Annotated in this window: 19 protein-coding genes; all 19 read left to right on the forward strand. The window is 42.5% G+C overall.

The genetic code is table 11. The features are described 5' to 3' along the window. The first annotated feature begins 288 nt into the window (after window positions 1–288). The 19 genes from J2746_RS06145 to J2746_RS06235 all read left to right on the forward strand — a co-directional run bounded on the left by J2746_RS06145 (window position 289) and on the right by J2746_RS06235 (window position 25,776). A complete protein-coding gene (locus tag J2746_RS06145; RefSeq protein ID WP_209617825.1) occupies window positions 289–3,813 on the forward strand; it encodes a hypothetical protein in 3,525 nt (1,174 codons plus the stop codon). Window positions 3,814–3,836: 23 nt separating this feature from the next. Next, entirely contained in the window at window positions 3,837–6,077 is a 2,241-nt protein-coding gene (locus tag J2746_RS06150; protein ID WP_209617828.1) for a cohesin domain-containing protein, read from the forward strand. 71 nt (window positions 6,078–6,148) lie between these two features. After that, complete coding sequence (locus J2746_RS06155; RefSeq protein WP_209617832.1) at window positions 6,149–6,829, forward strand: hypothetical protein; 681 nt, start codon at window positions 6,149–6,151, stop codon at window positions 6,827–6,829. A gap of 106 nt (window positions 6,830–6,935) precedes the next feature. After that, window positions 6,936–7,160 carry an Sso10a family chromatin protein gene (gene sso10a, locus J2746_RS06160; protein WP_209618356.1) on the forward strand — a complete coding sequence of 75 codons (225 nt, stop codon included), beginning with the start codon at window positions 6,936–6,938 and terminating at the stop codon, window positions 7,158–7,160. A gap of 301 nt (window positions 7,161–7,461) precedes the next feature. Beyond that, window positions 7,462–8,205 (forward strand): hypothetical protein, encoded by a 744-nt coding sequence (locus J2746_RS06165; RefSeq protein ID WP_209617834.1) that lies wholly within the window; start codon window positions 7,462–7,464, stop codon window positions 8,203–8,205. 286 nt (window positions 8,206–8,491) lie between these two features. Then, a complete protein-coding gene (locus J2746_RS06170) occupies window positions 8,492–9,112 on the forward strand; it encodes a hypothetical protein (protein ID WP_245250018.1) in 621 nt (206 codons plus the stop codon). Between the two features lie 199 nt (window positions 9,113–9,311). Continuing rightward, a complete protein-coding gene (locus J2746_RS06175) occupies window positions 9,312–15,998 on the forward strand; it encodes a DUF11 domain-containing protein (protein WP_209617837.1) in 6,687 nt (2,228 codons plus the stop codon). A gap of 261 nt (window positions 15,999–16,259) precedes the next feature. After that, window positions 16,260–17,798 carry a DUF7507 domain-containing protein gene (locus J2746_RS06180; protein ID WP_209617840.1) on the forward strand — a complete coding sequence of 513 codons (1,539 nt, stop codon included), beginning with the start codon at window positions 16,260–16,262 and terminating at the stop codon, window positions 17,796–17,798. A gap of 37 nt (window positions 17,799–17,835) precedes the next feature. Beyond that, window positions 17,836–18,429, forward strand: coding sequence for an archaeosortase B (gene artB / locus J2746_RS06185; protein ID WP_209617844.1), 594 nt, complete (start codon window positions 17,836–17,838; stop codon window positions 18,427–18,429). A gap of 133 nt (window positions 18,430–18,562) precedes the next feature. Then, window positions 18,563–18,805 (forward strand): Sso10a family chromatin protein, encoded by a 243-nt coding sequence (gene sso10a, locus J2746_RS06190; RefSeq protein WP_209617847.1) that lies wholly within the window; start codon window positions 18,563–18,565, stop codon window positions 18,803–18,805. A gap of 185 nt (window positions 18,806–18,990) precedes the next feature. Then, complete coding sequence (locus J2746_RS06195; protein WP_209617850.1) at window positions 18,991–19,737, forward strand: ABC transporter ATP-binding protein; 747 nt, start codon at window positions 18,991–18,993, stop codon at window positions 19,735–19,737. Next, window positions 19,716–20,939 (forward strand): SufB/SufD family protein, encoded by a 1,224-nt coding sequence (locus J2746_RS06200; RefSeq protein WP_209617851.1) that lies wholly within the window; start codon window positions 19,716–19,718, stop codon window positions 20,937–20,939. Before J2746_RS06195 ends, J2746_RS06200 begins: the two co-directional genes overlap by 22 nt. A 42-nt stretch (window positions 20,940–20,981) precedes the next feature. Continuing rightward, window positions 20,982–21,848, forward strand: a complete 867-nt coding sequence (locus J2746_RS06205; protein WP_209617854.1) for a hypothetical protein — start codon at window positions 20,982–20,984, stop codon at window positions 21,846–21,848. Between the two features lie 303 nt (window positions 21,849–22,151). Continuing rightward, complete coding sequence (gene rpl7ae, locus J2746_RS06210) at window positions 22,152–22,508, forward strand: 50S ribosomal protein L7Ae (protein ID WP_209617857.1); 357 nt, start codon at window positions 22,152–22,154, stop codon at window positions 22,506–22,508. 22 nt (window positions 22,509–22,530) lie between these two features. Next, entirely contained in the window at window positions 22,531–22,746 is a 216-nt protein-coding gene (locus J2746_RS06215) for a 30S ribosomal protein S28e (RefSeq protein WP_023846305.1), read from the forward strand. Between the two features lie 11 nt (window positions 22,747–22,757). After that, entirely contained in the window at window positions 22,758–22,946 is a 189-nt protein-coding gene (locus J2746_RS06220; RefSeq protein WP_209617860.1) for a 50S ribosomal protein L24e, read from the forward strand. Between the two features lie 13 nt (window positions 22,947–22,959). Further along, window positions 22,960–23,409, forward strand: coding sequence for a nucleoside-diphosphate kinase (ndk, locus tag J2746_RS06225; protein ID WP_209617864.1), 450 nt, complete (start codon window positions 22,960–22,962; stop codon window positions 23,407–23,409). Between the two features lie 101 nt (window positions 23,410–23,510). Continuing rightward, entirely contained in the window at window positions 23,511–25,286 is a 1,776-nt protein-coding gene (gene infB, locus J2746_RS06230; RefSeq protein ID WP_209617867.1) for a translation initiation factor IF-2, read from the forward strand. A gap of 67 nt (window positions 25,287–25,353) precedes the next feature. Continuing rightward, window positions 25,354–25,776 (forward strand): 30S ribosomal protein S6e, encoded by a 423-nt coding sequence (locus J2746_RS06235; RefSeq protein ID WP_209617870.1) that lies wholly within the window; start codon window positions 25,354–25,356, stop codon window positions 25,774–25,776.

Below are 25,776 nucleotides of genomic sequence, written 5' to 3' on the forward strand. Positions count from 1 at the left end.
ACTGTAAGTATTAAATATTTAATACATTTTGAGACTAACCATAATGTGATAATATTATGAAACAATATTACGAAACAATATTACGAAACAATCTTTGTAAACAGTCTTCTGAATATCTATTTCTTATCGGTTTATAATATCTAACCTCATATCAACATTTGGGGTTGTCGGTGGGATTATCCAAGGCAACTTCACTTGGATATCATTGAACCATTGGAGACGGAGTCTTGTTCTCTGATATCGAAGATTCGAAGAGTCGGTACGGCTTAAGAAAGGAGGATATCAATAATGAAAGTGAAGTTCCAGCATAAGCTTTTAGTGATTGCTATTGCTATGATTGCAATTTTTTCAATAGCAACCACTGCAAGTGCTGAAGATAATGCAAGTACATTGCGGATGTACGGTGAAGCAAATCTTTCTGCAGCGTTCCCTTATGAGGATCCTGAAGCACCGTTCGATCCAATGAATGTAGAAGCGCCAGAGAAAGATTTTGTAACATTTAACCCGGCCTTAATGGAAGAGGCTATTGTTGTGAACAATATCGATTCCAAGCAAAAGGTCTTTGCCAGACAGTGGTTTGTACCTGAGTACGTTGAACCAACTGGTATGGTATGGCTTGATGATTTCAACTGCATCATTAACGATTCTGTAGAAGTAGTTAGTGAGGAAAATGCTGAGATCTTCAGACATCCACCATCAAATTGGGAGTGCGAGTGGGTTCCAAACCATAACGAGTACGTCTGGGAAGATGTTGTTACAGATTATACATACATGTTCGTTGACAAGCACTACCAGCCAAGAGCTGCAACTGCAAAGAGCCCAACAAGGTCCTACTGGACAACATTCTGGTTCCCTGTTGCAGACAATGACGATGAACAGATCGGTCTTGACGGTTATGATATGAATTATGACGGTGAAGACGATATGGTCGTTCTTAAGCGGGTTGGGGACTTTAACCATGATGGTTACAAGGACATAAAGATCAGCTCTGAAATGATGGCAGTAAATGTCGGTGACAGTGTGCAGTTCCTTGACCACATCGTAGAAGTAGAAGGAGTCTATTTCGATGGAAATGGTGAAGTTGACAGAGTTGCTGTAAAGATATACTACAACGGTAACAATGAACAGAACCCAACATACCCAGGTCCTGAACAGATTGGTGGCCTTCATTCAGTCAATGTTGAACAGGGTATACTAAGCGCCGGTCGTCACACAGTATCAATGAACAATCCACAGTTCTATGAACCATGGTATCTCGAGATCGATGCTACCAGTGTTAGTTCCGACAAGGTTCTTCTTACCGTTGGACGTCAGCTCTACACCAGAGAGACTTTCTTCGTAGATGGTGCAGAATATGATGTTGCCATGATCTACGGTCCAGAAGATGACAGTGTCAAGTACATTACCATCAGGAACCCAGTACCAGAACACCAGGATGTCAAGCTGAACGATCTGTCAGTAACCAAGGAAATGGTCGACAATGAAGAATATCTCCCATTGCTGCCACCATACAACAAGGTACACACAATGATAGATGACATCAACATTCCACACTCTGAAACCTGCTGTGAATACACAGGATATGTAGGTTCAAGCCTTAACATGGCTGCACCTGACGGAGAATGGTATGAGGATGATTGCATAGGTTCAGACTATGATACCATAGAAGAACGTAAGATATACAATGTTGATCCATTACTCATCTACTTCGTCGACAAGACAAATGAGCCAAGATTCCACACAGACCTTCTCGAGATACTCGATGAAGGTGCAGAGCTCAGTAACATAGAAGACGATGAAGGATGGAAGTGGCTCCACATAAGGACAATGCCTGAATTCTACAAAGACTTCGTCTATCCAGAACTTCCTGACGTAGATGATGGTACAGGTGACTTCCTGTTCACAAGCTCCTTTGTAGCAGAGAACTCCATGAAGTGTGCAGACTACATCTGTGATCCTAACAACTTCGAATGGCCACAGAGAATTATGTTCTCATATGACCAGGAGACAGGAGCAGAAGATATCTATGTTAACGAGATAGACGCTGAAACCAACGGACTCAGAGTCTATGGTGAAGGCAACATGGATGCTGCATTCCCATACACAGATCCTGAAGCACCATTTGATCCATTGAGCGCAGAAGCACCTCTCAAGGACTTTGTAACACTCAATCCAGCTAAGATAAAGGCAGGAATAGTAGTGGACAACAAGGACTCACATGAGAAGGTATTCTTCAGACAGTGGTTCGTACCTGAATATGATGAACCAACAGGTCGTGTATGGCTTGATGAGCCTAACAAGTACATCTGGGAAGATGTAGTGAACGAGTACACCTACATGTTCATTGACAAGCATTATCAGCCAACACACGGTATGGCAACACCAGCCGGTAACCCTGACAACCCATGGGATGTCACAAAGCAGGAAGAGTCATTCTGGACATACTTCTGGTTCCCTGTTGCAGATAATGATGCTAACCAGGTCGGTCTTGACTGCTTCGACATGAACTATGATGGTGTTGACGACATGACCTACCTCATGGCAGTCTATGACTTCAACGATGACGACAGAAAGGATGTAGCACTTGGTTCAGAGCTGTTCGCTCTTGGAGTAGGTGAGAGGATCCAGTTCCTTGACCACATTGTCGAGATCGAGGATATCTACTACGATGGTGAGGGTCAGATCGACAGAGTTGCTGTAAAGGTATTCTACAACGGTAACAATGAACAGAACCCAACATACCCAGGTCCTGAACAGATCGGTGGACTGCATTCAGTCAATGTCGAACAGGGTGTACTCAGCGCAGGACGCCACACTGTAAGCATGAACCTGCCAGACTTCTATGAGCCATGGGCAATGCAGATTCTTGGTACCAGTGTACAGAGTGACAAGGTACTGATCCGTGTAGGACGTCTGCTCCACACAGGAGAATCATTCTTCGTTGATGGTGCAGAATATGCTGTTCCAATGATATATGGTCCTGAAGAGAATAGTGTCAAGTACATTACCATCAGGAACCCAATACCAGAACACCAGGATGTCAAGCTGAACGACCTGTCTGTTACCAAGGAAATGGTAGACAACAATGAGATCATACCAGTGCTCCCACCATTCAACAGGGATCACATAATGATCGACGACATTGATGTGCCACACAGTGTACCGGATGAGAGCACAACCTGCTACTACGGACAGTGGTGGGATTCCAGTGAAACCGATGACCTGCTCTGGTATCACGACATGTACATCAATGAGGCATATGACACAATTGCAGAACGTATGTTCGATGTACCACCAACAGAGATCTACTTCACAGGTAAGGACTATGAGCCAAGGTTCCACACCAACCTGCTTGAACTCCTAAGAGAATGTGATACAACTGAGACCTGGAAGTGGCTGCACATCTACACCATGCCAGACTTCTACAAGGAGTTTGTCTATCCGGATGTACCAAATGCAGGCGGAAGCGGTGACTATCTCCTGACCAGTTCATTCACAGCACCTAACACAGTGCTTTGTGAGAACGTCGAGATCCCACCAGTCTATCCAAGGATGATGTTCACATATGATCCAACGGATGGTACAGGCCTGTACATGAATGGCGGTGCACCTGTTGTTGAACCACCAGCAGATGAAATGAAGGGTGACTACGACGGTAATGAGATTGTCAACTTCGACGACTTCGTAGAATTCGCAGAAGCATATAATTCTGTAGAAGGTGATGCAAACTACGATGCAATCTTCGACTTCGATGACGACAACGACGTAGACTTCGATGACTTCGTAGAGTTCGCAGGAGTTTATCAGTCTTAAGCCTGAATGAGTGAGGTGAAATCATGACAAAAATAACATGGAAGGGAATGGCAGGATCTGCTGCCATCCTTTTAATATTTTGTGCATGTTTCATGGTAGGCGTAGGACTTGCAGCGGCTGCACCTTCGGTGTCAGTAGATCCGCAAATGAACGAGTACGATGCAGGTGATACGTTCCAGGTTACTGTAGATGTTAATTCAGATGCAGAGAACCTGCGTGCTGTGAACTTGCAGCTGGGCTATGACCCCGCAGTGCTTGTGGTTAATGGAGTAACCAATGAAGCACTGTTTGGAACCGACACGCTCACCATATCTTGTGGTGACGACGGAGCAGGCACTATAGAATGTGGTATTGCATCCACTGCTGGTAATGGTAACTATACACCAGTAGCCGGAACAATGTTGACCATTGATTTCGAAGTTAAGGCCGGTGCTGCCAACGGCACCTATGACCTTGACCTGGATTCAGTGGTTCTCAAGGACGAGACCAATACGGCTATTGCCGGAGTTGCGATCACAGATGGGGAATTGAAGGTTGGTGATGATATTGCACCGCCAGTAGTTGATGACCCTGAAGTGATGATCTCTCCAGCAGCAAGTGGCCCGGTAGGTCCTGGTGACACATTCCTGATAGAGGTAGAGGTTGATTCCGCTGATGAAGACCTGCGTGCTGTGAACTTGCAGCTGGATTATGACCCTGCAGTGCTCATGGTGAATAGCATAGCCAATGAAAACCTCATTCCAGGAGCACTTGAGGCCCCTGGAAGTGGTGACGACGGAGCAGGCACCATTACTTATGGTGTTGCCTCAACCACTGGAACCTACGCACCAGCTGATGGCACAATGTTAAGCATTGTGTTTGAAGTGAAGGCAGGGGCAGCAGATGGAACCTACGATCTTGACCTGAACACTGTAGTTCTCAAGGACGAAACCAATGCAGCTATTGCCGGAGTCGTGGTAACTGATGGTACTGTCCAGGTAGCTAACGGTCCGGTCGCAATGCCAGAGGTAATGATCTCTCCGGCAGCAACTGGCCCCGTAGATATTGGTGACACATTCCAGGTAGAGGTGGATGTTGATTCCGCTGCTGAGGATCTGCGTGCTGTGAACATTCAGCTTGACTATGATCCAACGATGTTTATGGTCAACAGCATAACCAATGAGAACCTCCTTGGAGCAGGGGCTCTTGTAGCACCTGGCAGCGGTGACGACGGAGCAGGCACTATCACATATGGTGTTGCTGCAACGGGCGGAACCTATGCACCAATCGCTGGCACAATGTTAACCATTGAGTTCGAAGTGAAGGCCGGTGCAACCGGAGGAATCTACGACCTTGACCTGAACAATGTAGTTCTCAAGGATGGGACCAATGCAGCTATTGCCGGAGTCGTGGTTACAGATGGTACAGTTGAAATACTGCCAAATGTAGTCCCGGTACCAGAGATAATTTCCCATTCAGATGGTGATGTTGTTTCAAAGACACAAATAGTTGAAGTTATAGACAACTCCAGCCAGGATGATATCATGTCCGCAACATTTGAAGTATTCGCAGATATCAACGGTAACTGTGATGACGATGATGTTGGAGAAACCTGGGCCGTATTCGGCACAGACAATGATGGATCAGACGGATGGACAGCTGCTCTTGACACAACTACTGTGCCTGACGGACAGTATCTGATAAAGGCAATACTTGACGATGGTAGGGACACTGCGTTCTATATCGTATGTGTAGAGGTTTACAACCCTGAAGGAATCATTCTGATGCCAGGTTGGAACCTGATCTCGTTCCCTGAGACCCTTGAGAATTCAAGCATCGACTATGTGCTGCAGGAATTCAGCGACACACAGGTAGACAGCGTATTCTATGACGACAACGGATCCATGGTAGTACCAACAGACTTCGAACCTTTGAAGGCATACTGGGTACACAACAACATGAGTGAAGAACTTGTCATAGTAGAGGAATATCTGACACCAATGGTACCATCAACGCCACCATCTCTGGTTCTTCATCCAGGATGGAACGCTATAGGTCACACATCCAATGTTGACCTCCCTGCTGAGATTGCCCTCTCAACCATTGACGATTCCTATGTCAAGGTGAAAGGACCATGGGTAAGTTCTGCAGAGGAGTATGCCTTTGTAGGCTTCAATGGATTTGAAGGTGTGATCAATGGTAACCAGGTAGGTACAGATGTCTTCATGATGGACGTGTACGAAGGATACTTCGTGTTCGTAACCGAGGAGTGTGTATTGGCCTAAGTTGCTAAGGAAACATGAAATTTGCAGTGAGAATCTACTCACTGCATTTTGATTTATTGAAGGTGGGACGTATGATAAGTGGTAAAAAATATAGTGCATTATTCTTACAGATTATGATAATAACATTGGCATTCTTAGTAGTTCCTGCTGCAGCTAATGCACCACCTACGGTTCTGGAAGGTACCCTTATGATAGATGGGGAACCAGCTCCTGTAGGTACAGAGGTTGCATTAGTTGTTGATGGCAATGTTGTGGGACAGACAACTGTTACTAATGAAGGTCTTATTGGTGATGAACGTGCCAACAGACTGGGAGTATCTTCAGATTATGATGTGGTAACAGTCTATGTTAACGGGGTGGAAACCAAAACATTGGATTTTAACAGTTATGACGATAGCGAAGTAGTATCCCTGGATATAAGTGCAACAAGCTCTGTACAGGAAACGCCTGTTGAAACGCCTGTAGAAGAAGATGAAGAAAAAGTAACTTCTGGTGGCGGAGGAGGCTTTAGTACTTCTACTGAGACAACTGAAACTACTGAAGTGGAAACCAGTGGTGTATCGGAATCTGTGTCAGCCGAAACAGAGGAAACAATACTTGAGAGCACAACAGAAGAAAATGCTGCTGAAGTAGAAGAGGAAAAGATTCCAGAATCAGAAACTGCTTCCAGTACTAGTGGTATTATTGCAATAGTTGGCTTTGCTCTTATAGGAATTGCTGCTGTTTCTTATGGATACAGGTCCAGGAAGTAATTTGGATCTGATGTTGGAAAGATAATAGCTTCTTCCAACTTTTATTCATATAGGTAATGATACCTGCGGCCGGGAATGAAAGACTGTAACTAATGGATGTGGTTATATTAGAAGAAGCAGAACTGCCATTAGCGTAGAAATATTAAAAGCGGCATTGGAGGGGGCAAAAAAAACACATATAGTTTACAGTGCAAACCTGAACTTTGACATGGTTAACAGGTATCTTGAAATGTTAGAAGAAAAAGGTATGATCGAGCGTAAAGGAAACCTGTATGTTACAACTGAAAAAGGAAAAGAGTTTCAGGAGATTGCAAAGGAATTGGGTCTTTAATTTCAGCAATTGTTTGTAAATTATTTTGTTAAAATATTTAAAGACCCAGACATATTTTCCAAAAACACTTGTACATAAAATGCAGACTATTTGTACAGTATCAGTCTTAATTTTTTATTGGCATGTACATGTTATTTATAATATAGCAAGTTCTATGGTCATAAATGTCTATATTCAAGTCATGATATTTATACAAATGACCAAACTATCCATAGACTTGAAAAAACAGACTAATTGGGTTCAATTAGTTTCCGAACAACTGCAAGGAATTATTAACCCAACAAGTTAATGGAGGAAAAACATGTTGACCCGTGAACTAATATATGGATTGTTGCCTTACTCAATTCATCAAAAAATTGTGCGCTGGAAATGCAAATTTAAAAGTCAGGATGAGTTTTTAACAGATAATCATCTGGCACTTTATCCTCCTTCTTTTGATCTAAATAAAGTTGTGAAAGAAGAGGTGGATAAATGTGTAGCCTTTTTACCTTATTGTGCAAAGCCTATGGGCGAACACGAGTGTCCGGTATCTGATAAGACTGATAAGAGAAAGAATCAGAAATGTATCAAGGTGTCTGGTGGAAGATGTGATGTACCATGTTCCCTTGGTGAAATGGTTGATGTTCTCATTAAACATGGTTTTACAAAGAATCAGATATTCATAATTGATCGAGATTCAAATCTATTCCCATGGTTAAAACAAAAAAGAGAGGAAGGATATGAGTATTTTATGCCGGGAACAGGCTGCAAATATGGTGTATCCTATGCAATAGACTATGTCGGGAAAAAACTTGGCTATAAAGGTTGTATCGCTTTTGTAGATGATTTCTGTTCTGAAGACAAAGAGAATGGTGTCTGCAAATGCATGAATGATTACATTGGAATGGAAGGTATTGATAAAGGTAAAAGGACAAAAATTCATCAAGAAACCATCGTTCTTATGGATCAGATCCTTTCAGGAAAATATCAAAAAGGAAAATATCAAAACATGGATGATTTGGCTCATAAGTCCCAAAGTCTGACAGAAATTCCATCCAGTCCGTGAAAATCCTGTATTTTATTTATTTTTCATATTTTAGGTACGGAAATATTACAATTTTGTAGATTCATTTGTATATTTTTTCATTTTCAGAAAAAAAGAGATATTGTGTATTATTTTGTTGCAACGCCAAGCTTTTAGAATCATTGTATGTCTATAGTTATTTTGGACACATATTCTCGTTCCTGATGAATGTGAGGTTTTAGGGGGGTTAGCAACGAAAATAGCAGTACTTGAGGTGTTATACTCATTTATTCCATACTCTGTTAACAAAATATTGATAGAGAGAAGATTGAGCTCTGAAAGGTTTAACAGAAGCTTGTTAACTTCTCATGTAGCTATTTCCTCTTCTTCAGTAGATTTGGAGAAGATAGTTAATGATGAACTTGATAGTTGTGTTTCATTTATTCCTTATTGTGCCAAACCATATGGTGATTACATTTGTCCTGTTTCTGACAAAGAGAAACTGAGAAAGAACAGAAATTGCCTGAAACTGGATGATAAAACATGCAATGTCCCATGTTCTCTGGGGGATATCGTAACGATTCTGAAAAATCGAGGTTTTACAAAGGACAGAATCTTCATAATAGACAGTGATTCCAACCTCTTTACATGGCTGGAGAAGAAAAAAAGTGAAGGTTACAAATATTTTCTCCCGGGCATAGGTTGCCATTATGGTGTAGGATATGCACTGAGGTATGTTCAGAAAGATATTGGTATGGAAGGTTGTATAGTTTTTCTTCAGGACTATGATCCATTGGATGAAAAACACGGTGTATGCAAAAGTATTTTTGACTACAATAATATGGAGAGGGTTGACAAAGGTAAAAGAACAAAGATAGGTCAGGAATCGATTAGTATAATCGAAAAGATATTGTCCGGAGAATTCGACCCGGAAAAAGAACAAAGCTGAAATTGCTTTTTTTATTAAGAATAGTGGTTCTTATCATAATTATCGTAAAATGTTCCTGATAAATACTACTTAATTTTCATACTATTCTTTGTTACATAACATTCCTACTGATTTATGTTTGCTGTTATAATAAATATCTATGAATCTAAATAATTCATGATTGGAAATACCTCTTTTATATGTAATGGGTGGGGCAAACATGACAAAATACAATATACTTTTTGTAATAGCACTGATTATAATTTCGCTATCAGGAACAGTAGCGGCCATTGAAGTCGATGGAGTAAGAAGTACTGGAGAATGGGATGAGAACTGGAATTTCGGTCAGGTTAACGCCAGTGATTATGATTCGTCTGGCCCGTTCGGGAACAAAATGGTAGTATTCCAGAATGGAAGCTGGTATGATGAGGACCTTCCGGCAGATGCAGGTAGTAATTTCAATGAGAACTTGAGTACAGAAGGACCTTATCCAAGTGGTTATGATATAAAGGGCATATATGCCGATTATGACATACTCAATGATACTCTGTATGGTATGTCAACAGTATATGGTCTGCCCGGAGATCTTGACGGCGATGGAAACATCGTGGGACTTACGGCAAATGGTGATGTGCTTGGAAATGTAAGTGGTAGACCAATAACCGGAATCGGTCCTGGAGAACAATGGAGTATCATTTTGATCCAGGAAGAAAGAATGATAATGGTCGTAATTACCGATAATGACTTTGAAATAAGCACTTCAGGTATCACGGGATTCAATGAGGACGATATCTTTGCAGCTAATAGCAATGCCGGAGGGCCTGAAAACTGCAGTGATTGTGTTTACGAGATATCAATAAATAATCTTTCCAGTTATTTTGACATGACACCAGGTAAGAATTTCAGTGTTGCTGCAAGTGCAGGTGGAAATCTTGACATTGTAGGAGAGGACATTGCAGCTGTATTCTTTGAGATTCCGGAGCCTTCAATAGATATTGAGAAATCAACCAATGGAGAAGATGCTGACACGGCTCCCGGCCCCGGTATACCAGAGAACAACAGTCTGATATGGACCTATGTTGTAACAAACAATGGTAATGTGCCACTACAGGACATAAGTGTCACTGATGACAAACTTGGTGCCGTTACCAATCTGATCAGTAATGGAGATGGGGATGATATACTTGCTGTTGAAGAGACATGGATCTATGCAGTAGAAGGAATCGCAGAATGCGGTCAATATGAGAACAATGCAACAGTAGTAGGTTTCTTTGATATCATTCCGGTATTTGATACAGACCCAAGTCACTACTTCGGTGAGTGTCCTGACATTGATATTGAGAAGGCGACCAATGGAGAAGATGCTGATACAGCACCAGGACCCGGAGTTGCTGAAGGGGATCTTGTTACGTGGACCTATGTTGTCACTAACACAGGTAATGTCAATCTCACTAACATCCAGGTAACCGACGATATGCTTGGATCTATCAGCAATATTGTTGATCAGGGTGATGGTGACGCTGTCCTTTCAATTGGTGAGATCTGGACCTATGAAGCTACAGGAGATGCTGAATGTGGTCAGTACGAGAATGAAGGTAATGTTACCGGAGATTACAATGAAGTCACTGTAAGTGACATTGATCCAAGTCACTACTTCGGTGAATGTCCTGATATTGATATTGAGAAGGCAACCAATGGTGAAGATGCCGATACTGCACCTGGACCCGGAGTTGCTGAAGGGGATACTGTAACCTGGACTTATGTTGTCACCAACACAGGTAATGTCAATCTCACTAACATCCAGGTAACCGACGATATGCTAGGATCCATCAGCAATATTGTTGATCAGGGTGATGGTGACGCTGTCCTTTCAATTGGTGAGATCTGGACCTATGAAGCAACAGGCGAAGCTGAATGTGGTCAGTACGAGAATGAAGGTAATGTTACCGGTGACTATGATGATGTTACCGTAACTGATGAAGACCCAAGTCACTACTTCGGTGAGTGTCCTGACATCGACATAGAGAAAGCAACCAATGGAGAAGATGCTGATACTGCACCTGGACCCGGAGTTGCTGAAGGAGATACTGTAACCTGGACCTATGTTGTCACCAATACAGGTAATGTCCCACTTAGCAATGTTGTTGTCAGTGATGACCAGGGTGTAGTTCCTGTCTATCAGAACGGTGATACCAATGTTGATGGTATCCTTGACCTTACCGAGATCTGGACCTATGAAGTTGAAGGTACAGCTTCATGTGGCCAGTATGCTAACATTGGTAATGTTACCGGTGACTATGATGATGTTACCGTAACTGATGAGGACCCAAGTCACTACTTCGGTGAGTGTCCTGACATCGACATAGAGAAAGCAACCAATGGAGAAGATGCTGATACTGCACCTGGACCCGGAGTTGCTGAAGGAGATACTGTAACCTGGACTTATGTTGTCACCAATACAGGTAATGTCAATCTCACTAACATCCAGGTTAGCGATGATATGCTTGGATCCATCAGCAATATTGTTGATCAGGGTGATGGTGACGATACTCTTGCTGTCGGAGAAGTATGGACCTATGAGGCTACAGGAGATGCTGAATGTGGTCAGTACGCAAATGAAGGTAATGTTACCGGTGATTACAATGAAGTCACTGTAACTGATGAGGACCCAAGTCACTACTTCGGTGAATGTCCTGATATTGATATTGAGAAGGCAACCAATGGTGAAGATGCTGATACTGCACCTGGACCCGGAGTTGCTGAAGGAGATACTGTAACCTGGACTTATGTTGTCACCAATACAGGTAATGTCAATCTCACTAACATCCAGGTAAGCGACGATATGCTTGGATCCATCAGCAATATTGTTGATCAGGGTGATGGTGACGCTGTCCTTTCAATTGGTGAGATCTGGACCTATGAGGCTACAGGAGATGCTGAATGTGGTCAGTACGAGAATGAAGGTAATGTTACCGGAGATTACAATGAAGTCACTGTAAGTGACATTGATCCAAGTCACTACTTCGGTGAATGTCCTGATATTGATATTGAGAAGGCAACCAATGGTGAAGATGCTGATACAGCACCCGGACCTGGAGTTGCTGAAGGAGATACTGTAACCTGGACTTATGTTGTCACTAACACAGGTAATGTCAATCTCACTAACATCCAGGTAACCGACGATATGCTTGGATCCATCAGCAATATCGTTGATCAGGGTGATGGTGACGCTGTCCTTTCAATTGGTGAGATCTGGACCTATGAGGCTACAGGAGATGCAGAATGTGGCCAGTATGCTAACATTGGTAATGTTACCGGTGACTATGATGATGTTACCGTAACTGATGAGGACCCAAGTCACTACTTCGGTGAATGTGCTGATATTGACATTGAAAAAGCAACCAATGGTGAGGATGCTGATACTGCACCTGGACCCGGAGTTGCTGAAGGAGATACTGTAACCTGGACCTATGTTGTCACCAATACAGGTAATGTCCCACTTAGCAATGTTGTTGTCACTGATGACCAGGATGCAGTTCCTGTCTATCAGAGCGGTGATACCAATGTTGATGGTATCCTTGACCTTACCGAGACCTGGACCTATGAAGCTACAGGAGACGCAGAATGTGGCCAGTATGCTAACATTGGTAATGTTACCGGTGACTATGATGATGTTACCGTAACTGATGAGGACCCAAGTCACTACTTCGGTGAATGTCCTGACATTGACATAGAGAAGGCAACCAATGGTGAGGATGCTGATACTGCACCTGGACCAGGGGTTGCTGAAGGCGATCTTGTTACGTGGACCTATGTTGTCACTAACACAGGTAATGTCCCACTTAGCAATGTTGTTGTCACTGATGATCAGGATGCAGTTCCTGTCTATCAGAGCGGTGATACCAATGTTGATGGTATCCTTGACCTTACCGAGACCTGGACCTATGAAGCTACAGGAGACGCAGAATGTGGCCAGTATGCTAACATTGGTAATGTTACCGGTGACTATGATGATGTTACCGTAACTGATGAGGACCCAAGTCACTACTTCGGTGAGTGTCCTGACATCGACATAGAGAAAGCAACCAATGGCGAGGATGCTGATACTGCACCTGGACCAGGGGTTGCTGAAGGCGATCTTGTTACGTGGACCTATGTTGTCACCAACACAGGTAATGTCCCACTTAGCAATGTTGTTGTCAGTGATGACCAGGGTGTAGTTCCTGTCTATCAGAGCGGTGATACCAATGTTGATGGTATCCTTGACCTTACCGAGATCTGGACCTATGAAGCTACAGGAGATGCTGAATGTGGTCAGTACGAGAATGAAGGTAATGTTACCGGTGACTATGATGATGTTACCGTAACTGATGAGGACCCAAGTCACTACTTCGGTGAATGTCCTGATATTGATATTGAGAAGGCAACCAATGGTGAAGATGCTGATACTGCACCTGGACCCGGAGTTGCTGAAGGAGATACTGTAACCTGGACTTATGTTGTCACCAATACAGGTAATGTCAATCTCACTAACATCCAGGTAACCGACGATATGCTTGGATCCATCAGCAATATCGTTGATCAGGGTGATGGTGACGCTGTCCTTTCAATTGGTGAGATCTGGACCTATGAAGCTACAGGAGATGCTGAATGTGGTCAGTACGAGAATGAAGGTAATGTTACCGGAGATTACAATGAAGTCACTGTAAGTGACATTGATCCAAGTCACTACTTCGGTGAGTGTCCTGACATTGATATTGAGAAGGCGACCAATGGAGAAGATGCTGATACTGCACCCGGACCTGGAGTTGCTGAAGGGGATCTTGTTACGTGGACCTATGTTGTCACTAACACAGGTAATGTCAATCTCACTAACATCCAGGTAACCGACGATATGCTTGGATCCATCAGCAATATTGTTGATCAGGGTGATGGTGACGCTGTCCTTTCAATTGGTGAGATCTGGACCTATGAGGCTACAGGAGATGCTGAATGTGGTCAGTACACAAATGAAGGTAATGTTACCGGTGATTACAATGAAGTCACTGTAACTGATGAGGACCCAAGTCACTACTTCGGTGAATGTCCTGATATTGATATTGAGAAGGCAACCAATGGTGAAGATGCTGATACAGCACCAGGACCCGGAGTTGCTGAAGGGGATCTTGTTACGTGGACCTATGTTGTCACTAACACAGGTAATGTCCCACTTAGCAATGTTGTTGTCACTGATGACCAGGATGCAGTTCCTGTCTATCAGAGCGGTGATACCAATGTTGATGGTATCCTTGACCTTACCGAGACCTGGACCTATGAAGCTACAGGAGACGCAGAATGTGGCCAGTATGCTAACATTGGTAATGTTACCGGTGACTATGATGATGTTACCGTAACTGATGAGGACCCAAGTCACTACTTCGGTGAATGTCCTGATATTGATATTGAGAAGGCAACCAATGGAGAAGATGCTGATACTGCACCTGGACCCGGAGTTGCTGAAGGGGATCTTGTTACGTGGACCTATGTTGTCACCAATACAGGTAATGTCAATCTCACTAACATCCAGGTGAGTGATGATATGCTTGGATCTATCAGCAATATTGTTGATCAGGGTGATGGTGACGATACTCTTGCTATCGGAGAAGTATGGACCTATGAGGCTACAGGAGATGCTGAATGTGGTCAGTACGCAAACGAGGGTAATGTTACCGGAGATTACGATGGTGGAACTGTCAATGATAGTGACCTGAGTCACTACTTCGGTGAATGTCCTGACATTGACATTGAGAAGGCGACCAATGGTGAGGATGCTGATACAGCACCCGGACCTGAACTGGATGCTGGTGATGTTGTTACGTGGACCTATGTTGTCGCCAATACAGGTAACGTGAATCTTACCAATGTCAGTGTAACAGATAACCAGCTTGGTGTGATCACTAACATTGTCGATCAGGGTGATGGTGATAATATACTTGCCGTTGGAGAGATATGGACCTATGAGGCGACTGGCAGTGCTTCATGTGGTGATTATGGAAACATTGGTACAGTGACCGGTGATTATAATGACGTCACTGTAAGCGATGAGGATCCAAGTCACTATAATGTTGTCTGCATACCACGCATTGACATTGAGAAGTCGACAAATGGTGTTGATGCTGATGTAGCTCCAGGACCAACACTGGGCTTTGAAGATAATGTCACCTGGGTGTATGTTGTCCGCAACACAGGAAATGTGCAGCTGACAAACGTTACAGTTAACGATGACCAGCTTGGTGCGATCACTAACATTGTTGATAAAGGAAATGGTGATGACATGTTGCTGCCTGGTGAAGAATGGACCTATGATGCAACAGGAACGGCAGAATGTGGTCAGTATGCGAATATTGGTGATGTCGTTGGCTACTATGGAGCGATACCTGTAACTGACAGTGATCCAAGCCACTACAATGTTGACTGCGGACCCGACATAGATATTGAGAAATATATCAATGGAAACGATGCTGACCAGGCACCAGGAGTTCTTCTGGCAGTAGGTGACGGTATCACCTGGACCTTTGTAGTTGAGAATACAGGTAATGTCCCATTGGAGAATATTGTTGTTGATGATGACAAGCTTGGCGTTATTCCGGCATCGAGCATCATCTCAAAGAGCATCAACAATGATGATATACTTGATCCCGGAGAGGTCTGGACATATGAACTTGAGAACACTGTGACAGAATGTCTGCCACAGCACAAGAACACAGCAATTGTCACTGGAGAATTTGAGGGTAGTGAGGTTACAGATGAGGATGTAGCCCATTATTACTGCCAGCCTGTGGTTCCATTGCTGAGTCCTGTAGGCATGATAATATTCGTTGCAGCTCTGGGACTGATAGGAACAATTTATCTTAGAAGGAGGGAGTAATTCCTCCATTTTTTTTCTTAAAACATATTCTTATTTTCCACGTAACCAAGATTATAATTTATTTAATATTACCTCTCATTTTCACTGACAGTTAGTTCGGATTTTTATATCTTGCCGTTAAAAAAAGGTTTTCTTCTTAGTCTATCTTCTTAATGTATTTACGTAGGATAGATACTAATCTTTGTTTGCTGCATCCCTATATATAGTGTTGACTAACTCTTAAATTGAAATATATTCTTTATAACAATGGGAGCGGAAAATATGAAAAGATTACATGTAATGTTCGGCATATTGATCGTTTTATTCTCCGTCCCTAGTGCCATGGCAATTTCGGTGGATGGAACTCGTGGAGCTGGGGAGTGGGACGAAAATTGGGCCTATGGACAGGCAGAAGGTTCTGGATATAGTGCTGCTGGTCCTTTTGGAGATAAAATGGTCGTATTCCAGAATGGAAATTGGTACGATGAAGATCCAATAACAGATTCAGGTACTTTGTTTAATGAAAACATGGCTACTGCAGGATCGGAAGAAAGCGGTTACGATCTAAAGGGTTTGTATGCACGCTATGATCCGGTATCTGACGTATTATATGGTATGTCCACAGTATATGGTCTTCCCGGTGACCTTGATGGAGACGGCAGTATATCAAGTCTGGCATCTAACGGTGATACGGTGGGCCCTGTAACAGGAAAGCCTATCAATGGTGTTGGTAATGGTGAGCAGTTCAGTATTGTGCTCACACAGGGTTCAAAGAGCGTACTTATACTGATTTCAGGAAATGAATGGACTGTTTCCCCACTTAGCGGAACTTTCCCCGGTTTCTCAGAGGCTAATGTAAATGCAGCTGCAAGCCAGACCGGAGATGCGGTATATGAGATTGCAATAACAGGCCTTAAAGACCAATTTAACCTTGTTCCAGGTGAGGGATTCGAGGTCAAGGTGACCGCCGGAGGAAACCTTGATATTCCTGGTGAGGATCAGGCACGTATATTCTTTACTATACCAAATCCTGATATTGACATCGAGAAGGCAACCAATGGTTTTGATGCAGACAATCCTACAGGTCCTGAACTAAGTCTTGGGGATGCTGTAACATGGACTTACGTTGTCACTAACACAGGAGATGTACCTCTGGAAAATGTTGTTGTCACTGATGATATGATTGGTGCTATCACCAATATTGTTAATCAGGGTAATGGTGATGATACACTTGGTGTTGGCGAGGTATGGACCTATGAGGCTACTGGTACGGCAGAATGTGGCCAGTATGAGAACCTTGCTACAGTGAATGCAGACTGGCTGGGAATCCCGGTAACGGATGAGGATCCAAGTCACTATATAGTAAGATGTGAACCTGATATCGATATTGAGAAGCACACCAATGGTCAGGACGCAGATTATCCTGCCGGTCCTCAGATAGAGGTGGGCGAGACTATAACCTGGGAATACTTCGTAACCAACACAGGTAATGTAGCATTGTACAACGTAGTCGTTGAGGACGATAAGATCGGTATCATTGGAAATGATAAAATCACTGACAAGGGTAATGGTGATGATGTACTGGATATTGGTGAGACATGGACCTATGTTGTTACCGATGTGCTTGAGGAATGTGTTCCACAGTATGAGAACATTGCCGATGTAACCGGAGAGGATGAGACCGGAACCACTGTAACGGATGAGGATCCAAGTCACTTCCACTGTCAGCCGGTTGTACCTGTGCTGACACCTGTAGGTATATTGTTCATGGTAGGTATACTCGGAGCTCTTGGAGTTGTCACACTAAGACGTCGTGACTAATTCCAATTTCTTTTCTTTTTTATTGCTGGGAGAGGTTATGGTAAAAAAGAACAGAAAACCAAAAGGTACCAGAAAATCCAGGTCTATTGAAAGGGAAACAGCTGCTACTGTTGGTAATAAGAGTCAGTTTAAGGACTTTCTTAAAAAGAACAAAAATGTTCTCAGGTTTATAGGACCTTATTTGTTCTATATAGCGCTTTTCACTTTGGTATACATAACCTTACAGGAAAAATTTGCTTTTCTGAACTTACTGACTGCTGATGCTCTTTCATCCCTAATGTCGCTTTTAGGCGTTGAAAGTTCTTCTTATGGTCAGTCTGTTTACATGGAAGGATTTTCTGTGATGATAATAGATGAATGCACAGGAATGTATGAACTTCTGGTTTATGCAGGCTGCATACTTGCCTATCCCACAACGCTGAATAAGAAAGTACTGGGCTTGGTGCTGGGAATACCTGCAATGTTTGGTGTGAACATGATGAGATTGATATTCCTGTCTTTTGTTGGAATTCTCTATCCTTCAATGTTCAGTTACTTTCACTACTACCTCTGGCAGATAACATTTATCTTTCTCATAGTGATGTTCATGCTGCTATGGATAGAAAAAATAGTCAAGAACCAAAATGTTTGATAGAGGAATAACTTTGAAAGACAAAATGAGGTGATATAATCCGTGGTATAACAAATTGATCAGAAATGATTCGAAATTCGATAAAACAATTCTTTTAGAAACACGGTAAAAAGTTCATGTTTAAAAATTAATCATGTTTGGATGTGATAATATAAGAAGAAGCAAAACAGCCATAAGTGTGGAGATCTTAAGGGCTGCATTAGAGGGGGCAAAAAAAACACATATAGTGTACCGTGCAAACCTGAATTTTGAAGTAGTGAACAGGTATCTTTCCCTTTTAAAGGAAAACGGTCTGATCGAACAGAAGGGGAACATGTATGTTACAACGGACAAAGGTAAGGAATTTCAGGAAATTGCTAAGGAACTAGGTTTATGAACCCTGTTCATTAGCAAGTCACTATAAAATTTATATCTCTGGCATGATATCGAAATCTTGCATTATTTCTAATTGTTATTTCTTCAAATTTCAATAGGTTTTTAAGCGATAACCCGTATATTACAGCAAGATTCCCATGAAACCATGATTTCATGGACATATAATATCAAAAAGGAGGCCATATTATGCTGGAGATCAATAACCTAACAGTTGAAATCGGCGGCCGAAGAATATTGAAAGGCGTTGACCTTGATGTAGAAGCCGGTTATACTAACGTTCTTTTCGGGCCAAACGGAGCAGGTAAATCCGCATTACTCATGACACTGATGGGATTTAGCGGCTATAATGTAGTAGAAGGAGAAATAATCTTCAAAGGTGAAGATATCACAAATATGTCGGTCTATGAAAGGGCGCAGATGGGCATAGGTATTATGACTCAAAGGCCTCCGAACATGAACGGTGTCAAACTTCACGATCTTTTAAATGTAATTTCTAAAGATATCAAAGACGCAGAAGAGCTTGCAGAAACCCTTGATATGGTAAGGTTCTTTGAAAGGGATGTTAATGTAGGTTTTTCCGGTGGAGAGATCAAGAGATCAGAACTTTTACAGCTTTCAGCGCAGAATCCGGATTTCATTCTTCTTGATGAACCTGAATCCGGAGTTGATCTTGTAAGTATTGAACAGCTTGGAAATACTATAAAACATCTTTTGCAGAAAGATTGCAAGTGTGCAGGTGACAGGTGTAAACATGGAAAGTCTGCACTGGTGATCACACATACAGGGCAGGTACTTGACTATATAGAGGCTGACAGAGGGTATATCCTGTGTAATGGTACGGTTATGTGCTCAGGAAACCCACGTGAAATGCTGACTGAGATTAAGGAACAGGGATATGAGGAGTGTATCAAATGCAAGCTGATGAAGATATGAGAAAGAAGGCAGAAGCAGCTCTTAAGAAGAATGCCTCATATGGTGAGGATTTCGATCTTAACGAGTATGGACTTGCATCTGAGGAAGCAGAGCAGGCTGATGATCTTGAAGAACTCAGTGAAGAAGATCAGAGAACTCTCCTGAATGTAGGATTCACTCCATCTGAAGATAACAGGGCTGGCAGTTTCCTTATGTTGAATAACGCTGTTACACATTCATCACTACGTGATCAGGATGTCGTGGAACTTATGTCCCTTCGAGATGCAATGAAGGTTCATGAATGGGTTAAAGATTATTCCTGGAAACTTGTCGAACCCGATAAAGACAAATATACTGCAATGAGCTACCTGCAGGATGCAAACGGATATTTCATCAGGGCACCTGCCGGCAAGAAATCAAAGATGCCTGTCCAGACATGTTTGCTCATTGGTTCAAAGCAGGTTTCCCAGACTGTTCATAATATTGTAATTGTTGAAGAAGGAGCAGAACTTGATGTTATTACAGGTTGTTCTACAAAGCATGGTGTTGACAAGGGCCTTCACCTCGGTATTTCAGAAATGTACGTGAAAAAGGGAGCTACCCTTAATTTCACAATGATACATAACTGGGGTGAGGAAATAGGTGTCAGGCCAAGGACTGTTGTCCATGTTGAAGAAGGCGGTTCATACATAAGCAATTATGTGACTCTGAAACCTGTGAAATCAGTTCAATCTTATCCTACTGTCATCCTTGAGGGAAAGGGTGCATTTGCAAGGCTTAACACAATTGCTGTTGCACATCCTGGCTCAGAGCTTGATCTTGGAAGCAAGGTGATCTTTAATGCCGAGGATACTAAGGCAGAGCTCATATCAAGAACAATTACAACTGGTGGAGATGCAATTGCCCGCGGTGAAATGATCGGTAACGCAGATAATGCAAAAGGACACCTTGAATGCCATGGACTTGTGCTTGGTGGTGGAATGCAGAGAGCTATTCCTATACTTGAAGCAAATGTTGAGGATATTGAACTGTCACATGAGGCTGCCGTGGGAAGAATTGCACGTGAGCAGATCGAATACCTGATGGCAAGAGGTCTTACTGAAGAAGATGCAGTAGGTATGATCGTAAGAGGTTTCCTGGATGTTGGCATTCAGGGAATACCGGATGAACTTAAAGCTGATATAGATGCCACAATAGCAAAGATTGGAGAAAATGCAATCTGAGCAATTTCTATTTTAAAATAATAACTTATCTGAGGAGAATGAATGGAACAAAAATATGTGAAAATAATTGGTTTGTTTCTGGCTTTTATAATGGTAATGTCAATATTACCATTATTCTTCAGTGGTAATGGAGATAATTCTAACACTGGAGAAGATACAACAACAGATGCACAGGACGCCCCTGGTTTTGAAGTTATTGACGGTACTCATTTTAGTGCTGAAATAGATTCCATTTCAGATGGACTTACAGTTACTCCTGAAGGCGTGACAAATGCGGCTTATGTAGATTATGCGCGAATATACAATACACCGCTTCAGGTATTTGCACCAAATATTACTGATCTGTATTCGGTATACAATACATTGATCGTTAAGAGGTATTCAGCTTCAAATAATGATGGCTTTGCTTTTGAGGCACATTTACTCAACCCGGAAGTTATCAACTTTGAATATATGGTAGCAGACACTTATAATGGTTATCAGATGCTTTCCAGAGGCGGAGAACTTTATAATGTTATTGGAACCCCAACTCTTCTTGGTACTTCAAGCAGTCTTGAAAAAGTAATTGATGTTTCTTCAGGAACAGCAAATGTCTCTACTGAATATTCGGAAATACTCTCTTATGTCGAACCAGGTGCAGAATATCAGATGTTGAGTTCTGAGGACATGATTGCTGATCAGCACTATCTAGAATTCAGGAACATGGGCGATGGTAACTATTCCAGGACTGAGGTCTTCCTTAATCCGCTTGACACTACACTTGATACAATATCCATTCTTGCAGACAACAGTTCTGACAGGAACCTCATGTACAATGTTGATATCAGGGATGAAGGAAGAATAGCAAAGGTTGTTATTACAGCCAATACTTCCAATTTCTATAACCTCGCAATGGAAAAGTATTATTGAATCATTAAGCAAACTAAGGTCGGTAAAGATATGTGGTATCTTTCTGATCTCATCTTTTCTTTTTTCCTGCCACAAGGTTTATACCTGAACAGGTTATTTTATGACTCCAATTGCGCATTCTATAAAATAACTATATAACTGAATGCAGTAATTCACAGCCATTACTTTGGCATTTAACTTTGTGTCAGTTAATTTATTGAAAACATTGTTACAATTGTAATTGGCCAAATTAGCCGGTTTCCGGCACCCAATGAATGATGAAAAACCATGAGTATACAACATGGTTTCGAAGGAGAAAATAATATGGCAGCAAAATTTGACGTTCCAGAAGAACTCGCTAACAAAGCACTTGAGAGTGTAGAACTTGCAAGAGACACAGGCAAATTAAAGAAAGGAATCAATGAAGTGACAAAAGCTATTGAGAGAGGCACCACAAAGCTTGCAGTAATTGCAGAGGATGTCGATCCTGCTGAAGTCATCGCACACATTGCACCTCTCTGTGAAGAGAAGAATGCAGCATACATCTATGTAAAAGAGCAGAAAGAGCTTGGTGCAGCCTGTGGAATTGGTGTTGCTTGCTCTGCAGTCGCTATAGTCGATGCAGGCAAGGGCGGAGAACTTGTTGACGACATTGCACAGAAAGTAAGTGCACTTAAATAATCCTGATACGTGAGGTATCGCTATGGCAGATGAAGATACAGGCTATGCGGCTGAAGTCATCGATGTTATCGGTAACACCGGTATGCATGGTGAAGCCAGCCAGATACAGTGCCGCGTGCTTGAAGGGCGCGATAAAGGCCGTATAATCACCCGTAATTGTGTTGGTCCTGTAAGGATCGGTGACATTCTTATGTTGATCGAGACTTCCAGAGAAGCCAAGAAACTGACTACCAGATGAGGTGACTTGAAATGGAACAGAGAAAATGTTCATTTTGCGGTGAATTCCTTGAACCGGGAACGGGTAAGCTTTTCGTAAAAAAGGATGGTTCTACATACTATTTCTGTTCATCCAAATGCGAAAACAACTTCAACCTTGGAAGATTACCAAGGCGTACCGTCTGGACCGAGCAGGGAAGAGTTTACTTGAAGAAGGCATAATCGGGTGTTCTAAATGGAACAGACTTATATTATGATAAAGCCCGACGCAGTGCAGCGCGGACTTATGGGTGAGGTTATCTCAAGAATAGAGAAGCGTGGTCTTAAGATCGCAGCCATGAGGCTCGGTGTCATGAGTGAAGAGAATGCAAAAGAACACTACAAGGAACATGTCGAAAGACCTTTCTTTGCTTCACTTATTGAATATGTGACATCTGGTCCATCCGTTTCTATGGTTGTTGAAGGAAAGAACTCTATTGCTATCATGCGTGCAGTAAATGGTGCAACAAACCCTGTTGACGCACTCCCAGGAACAATCAGGGGAGACTTAGCAGTGGAAACAGGCAGAAACGTTGTCCATGCATCAGATTCAGCAGAATCCGCACAGCGTGAGATTGCTATCCACTTCGATGATCCTGAGATAGTTAATTATACAAAGATCGATGAGGTCTGCCTTTACGAGTAAATAGTAAAGTTCCGGGATATTTGCACAACGCCAAATATCCTAAATTATCCTTTACTTTAATTTCTCTCAACTATCAGTATAATCTTTGAAGGGGTTTACACATGGCTGTAAATGAAAATCTACGTACGCCAATTGTTTCTGTAATGGGACATGTTGACCACGGTAAGACTACTTTACTTGACAGGATAAGGGGAAGTGCCGTTGCCGATGGGGAAGCAGGTGCCATTACCCAGCACATAGGTGCAACTGAGGTTCCCATAGAGAACATTGTGAACAAATGTGGAGATCCTTCACTAAAAGACAAGTTCATCGTGCCGGGACTTTTGTTTATTGACACACCCGGACATCATGCATTCACTTCCCTTAGAAGCAGGGGCGGTGCACTTGCAGATCTCGCTATTGTTATTGTTGATATTAATGAAGGATTTATGCCCCAGACAATTGAGAGTCTCCAGATTCTCAAGAGATTCAAGACTCCTTTTGTTGTTGTTGCAAACAAGATCGACAGGATCCATGGATGGGAACCCAATAAGGGCTCTCCATTCCTTGCTACATATAACAAGCAGAGTGAAAGTGTAAAGTCCGATCTTGATAACAAGTTCTATGAGGTTGTCGGTGAACTTTACAACATTGGTTTTAACTCTGAAAGATATGACAGGGTAAATGATTTCCAGCGTAATATCGGTATTATTCCAATAAGTGCAGCAACAGGTGAAGGTATCGCTGATGTGCTTATGATTCTTCTGGGGCTTGCCCAGAGATTCCTTGAAGGCAACCTGCACTATGATGCAAATGCACCTGGAATCGGTACTGTCCTTGAGGTTAAGGAAGAAAAAGGTCTTGGAACCACAATTGACACAATCCTTTATGACGGTACTATCAAAAAAGGTGACACAATTGTTGTGGGAAGTCTTGGAGACCCAATCCAGACAAAGATCAGGGCATTGCTAAAACCACGCCCTCTTTCTGAGATTAAAGCCGAGGAAAAATTCCAGCAGGTGAACGAAGCCACTGCTGCAATTGGTATTAAGATATCAGCTCCCAATCTGGAAGGTGCACTTGCAGGTTCTCCTGTAAGGGTTGTAAATCCTGAGACAATTGACGCTGTCACAGAAGAGATCAAAAATGAGATAGAGGATGTTCAGATAGATACCGATACAGTTGGTATTACAATAAAAGCTGATACAATCGGTTCTCTTGAAGCTCTTGTAAATGAACTCCAGAAAGAAGAGATACCTATTAGAAAGGCGGATGTTGGTGATATCAGTAACAGGGATATCGTTGAAGTTTCAGCTATTGAGGATCCCTTCTTTTCTGTCATAGTAGGCTTTAGTGTGAAAGTCCTTCCGGATGCAAAGGAAAAAGTCCAGTCCACAGAAGTAAAACTTTTCATGAACAACGTGATATATCGTTTGATCGATGATTATAAGGACTGGGTAAAGAAGCAGAAAGAGCTTTCAGAGAAAGAGATATCCGATACCATAACCAAACCCGGAAGATTCCAGATTATGCCAGACTGTATTTTCCGCCAGAGCAAACCAGCTGTAGTAGGCGTGAAAATAATTGGTGGTGTGGTCAGAACCGGTGTTGACATTACTACTACCGAAGGTGAGGTTGTAGGTAAGGTCAAAGGTCTTCAGATGCGCGGAGAAAATATTTCTAAGGCAAATGTAGGCATGGAAGTTGCAATGGCCATTGAAGGTCCTACAGTTGGAAGGCAAATTAAAGAAGAGGATATACTCTTTGTGAATATTCCCGAAAGGGATGCAAAGAAAATGGAACATGAAATTTACGACACAATGACGGCAGATGAATTAGAAACACTGGATGCATTCCTTGCAATGAAAAGAAAGGGTAATGCTTTCTGGGCAAAGTAAAAGGATGCATGATTCATTAGACAAATCACAACAAAAAGGAACAATAAAACAATAAGGAGGAAAATATATGGCAGATTTCAAAGTAGTGGTCGCAGACCCTAAGACAAAATCATACCAGTTCGATGTTACTGGCGCTGAAGCTAACAAGTTCATGGGAAAATCAATCGGAGAAACCGTTGATGGAGTAGCTGTTGGTTTACCAGGCTACACACTGAAGATAACCGGCGGAAGCGACAAGAGTGGAATGGTCATGAGACCAGACCTTCCAGGACCAAGGAGGCAGAAGGTCCTTGTTGCAAACGGAACAGGATATTCACCTGTAGCAAAGGGTGTACGCCGCAGAAAAATGATGCGCGGAAAGGAAGTTGCACCTGACATCGTTCAGATAAACACTGTTGTTGCAGAATATGGCAGTGATGCTATAGAAAAGATCCTTGGCGGCGATGAAGAGCCAGCCGGGGATGAAGCAACAGAAGTAGCAGAAGAGTGA

It is taken from the genome of Methanolobus bombayensis (assembly GCF_017873415.1).
Lineage (GTDB): Archaea > Halobacteriota > Methanosarcinia > Methanosarcinales > Methanosarcinaceae > Methanolobus > Methanolobus bombayensis.

What these genes read in the sequence shown, in the direction of transcription:
- J2746_RS06145 (WP_209617825.1), top strand. Translation starts at nt 289, where the DNA reads ATGAAAGTGAAGTTCCAGCATAAGCTTTTAGTGATTGCTATTGCTATG.
- J2746_RS06150 (WP_209617828.1), top strand. Translation starts at nt 3,837, where the DNA reads ATGACAAAAATAACATGGAAGGGAATGGCAGGATCTGCTGCCATCCTT.
- J2746_RS06155 (WP_209617832.1), top strand. Translation starts at nt 6,149, where the DNA reads ATGATAAGTGGTAAAAAATATAGTGCATTATTCTTACAGATTATGATA.
- J2746_RS06165 (WP_209617834.1), top strand. Translation starts at nt 7,462, where the DNA reads ATGTTGACCCGTGAACTAATATATGGATTGTTGCCTTACTCAATTCAT.
- J2746_RS06175 (WP_209617837.1), top strand. Translation starts at nt 9,312, where the DNA reads ATGACAAAATACAATATACTTTTTGTAATAGCACTGATTATAATTTCG.
- J2746_RS06180 (WP_209617840.1), top strand. Translation starts at nt 16,260, where the DNA reads ATGAAAAGATTACATGTAATGTTCGGCATATTGATCGTTTTATTCTCC.
- artB (WP_209617844.1), top strand. Translation starts at nt 17,836, where the DNA reads ATGGTAAAAAAGAACAGAAAACCAAAAGGTACCAGAAAATCCAGGTCT.
- sso10a (WP_209617847.1), top strand. Translation starts at nt 18,563, where the DNA reads ATGTTTGGATGTGATAATATAAGAAGAAGCAAAACAGCCATAAGTGTG.
- J2746_RS06195 (WP_209617850.1), top strand. Translation starts at nt 18,991, where the DNA reads ATGCTGGAGATCAATAACCTAACAGTTGAAATCGGCGGCCGAAGAATA.
- J2746_RS06200 (WP_209617851.1), top strand. Translation starts at nt 19,716, where the DNA reads ATGCAAGCTGATGAAGATATGAGAAAGAAGGCAGAAGCAGCTCTTAAG.
- J2746_RS06205 (WP_209617854.1), top strand. Translation starts at nt 20,982, where the DNA reads ATGGAACAAAAATATGTGAAAATAATTGGTTTGTTTCTGGCTTTTATA.
- rpl7ae (WP_209617857.1), top strand. Translation starts at nt 22,152, where the DNA reads ATGGCAGCAAAATTTGACGTTCCAGAAGAACTCGCTAACAAAGCACTT.
- J2746_RS06215 (WP_023846305.1), top strand. Translation starts at nt 22,531, where the DNA reads ATGGCAGATGAAGATACAGGCTATGCGGCTGAAGTCATCGATGTTATC.
- J2746_RS06220 (WP_209617860.1), top strand. Translation starts at nt 22,758, where the DNA reads ATGGAACAGAGAAAATGTTCATTTTGCGGTGAATTCCTTGAACCGGGA.
- ndk (WP_209617864.1), top strand. Translation starts at nt 22,960, where the DNA reads ATGGAACAGACTTATATTATGATAAAGCCCGACGCAGTGCAGCGCGGA.
- infB (WP_209617867.1), top strand. Translation starts at nt 23,511, where the DNA reads ATGGCTGTAAATGAAAATCTACGTACGCCAATTGTTTCTGTAATGGGA.
- J2746_RS06235 (WP_209617870.1), top strand. Translation starts at nt 25,354, where the DNA reads ATGGCAGATTTCAAAGTAGTGGTCGCAGACCCTAAGACAAAATCATAC.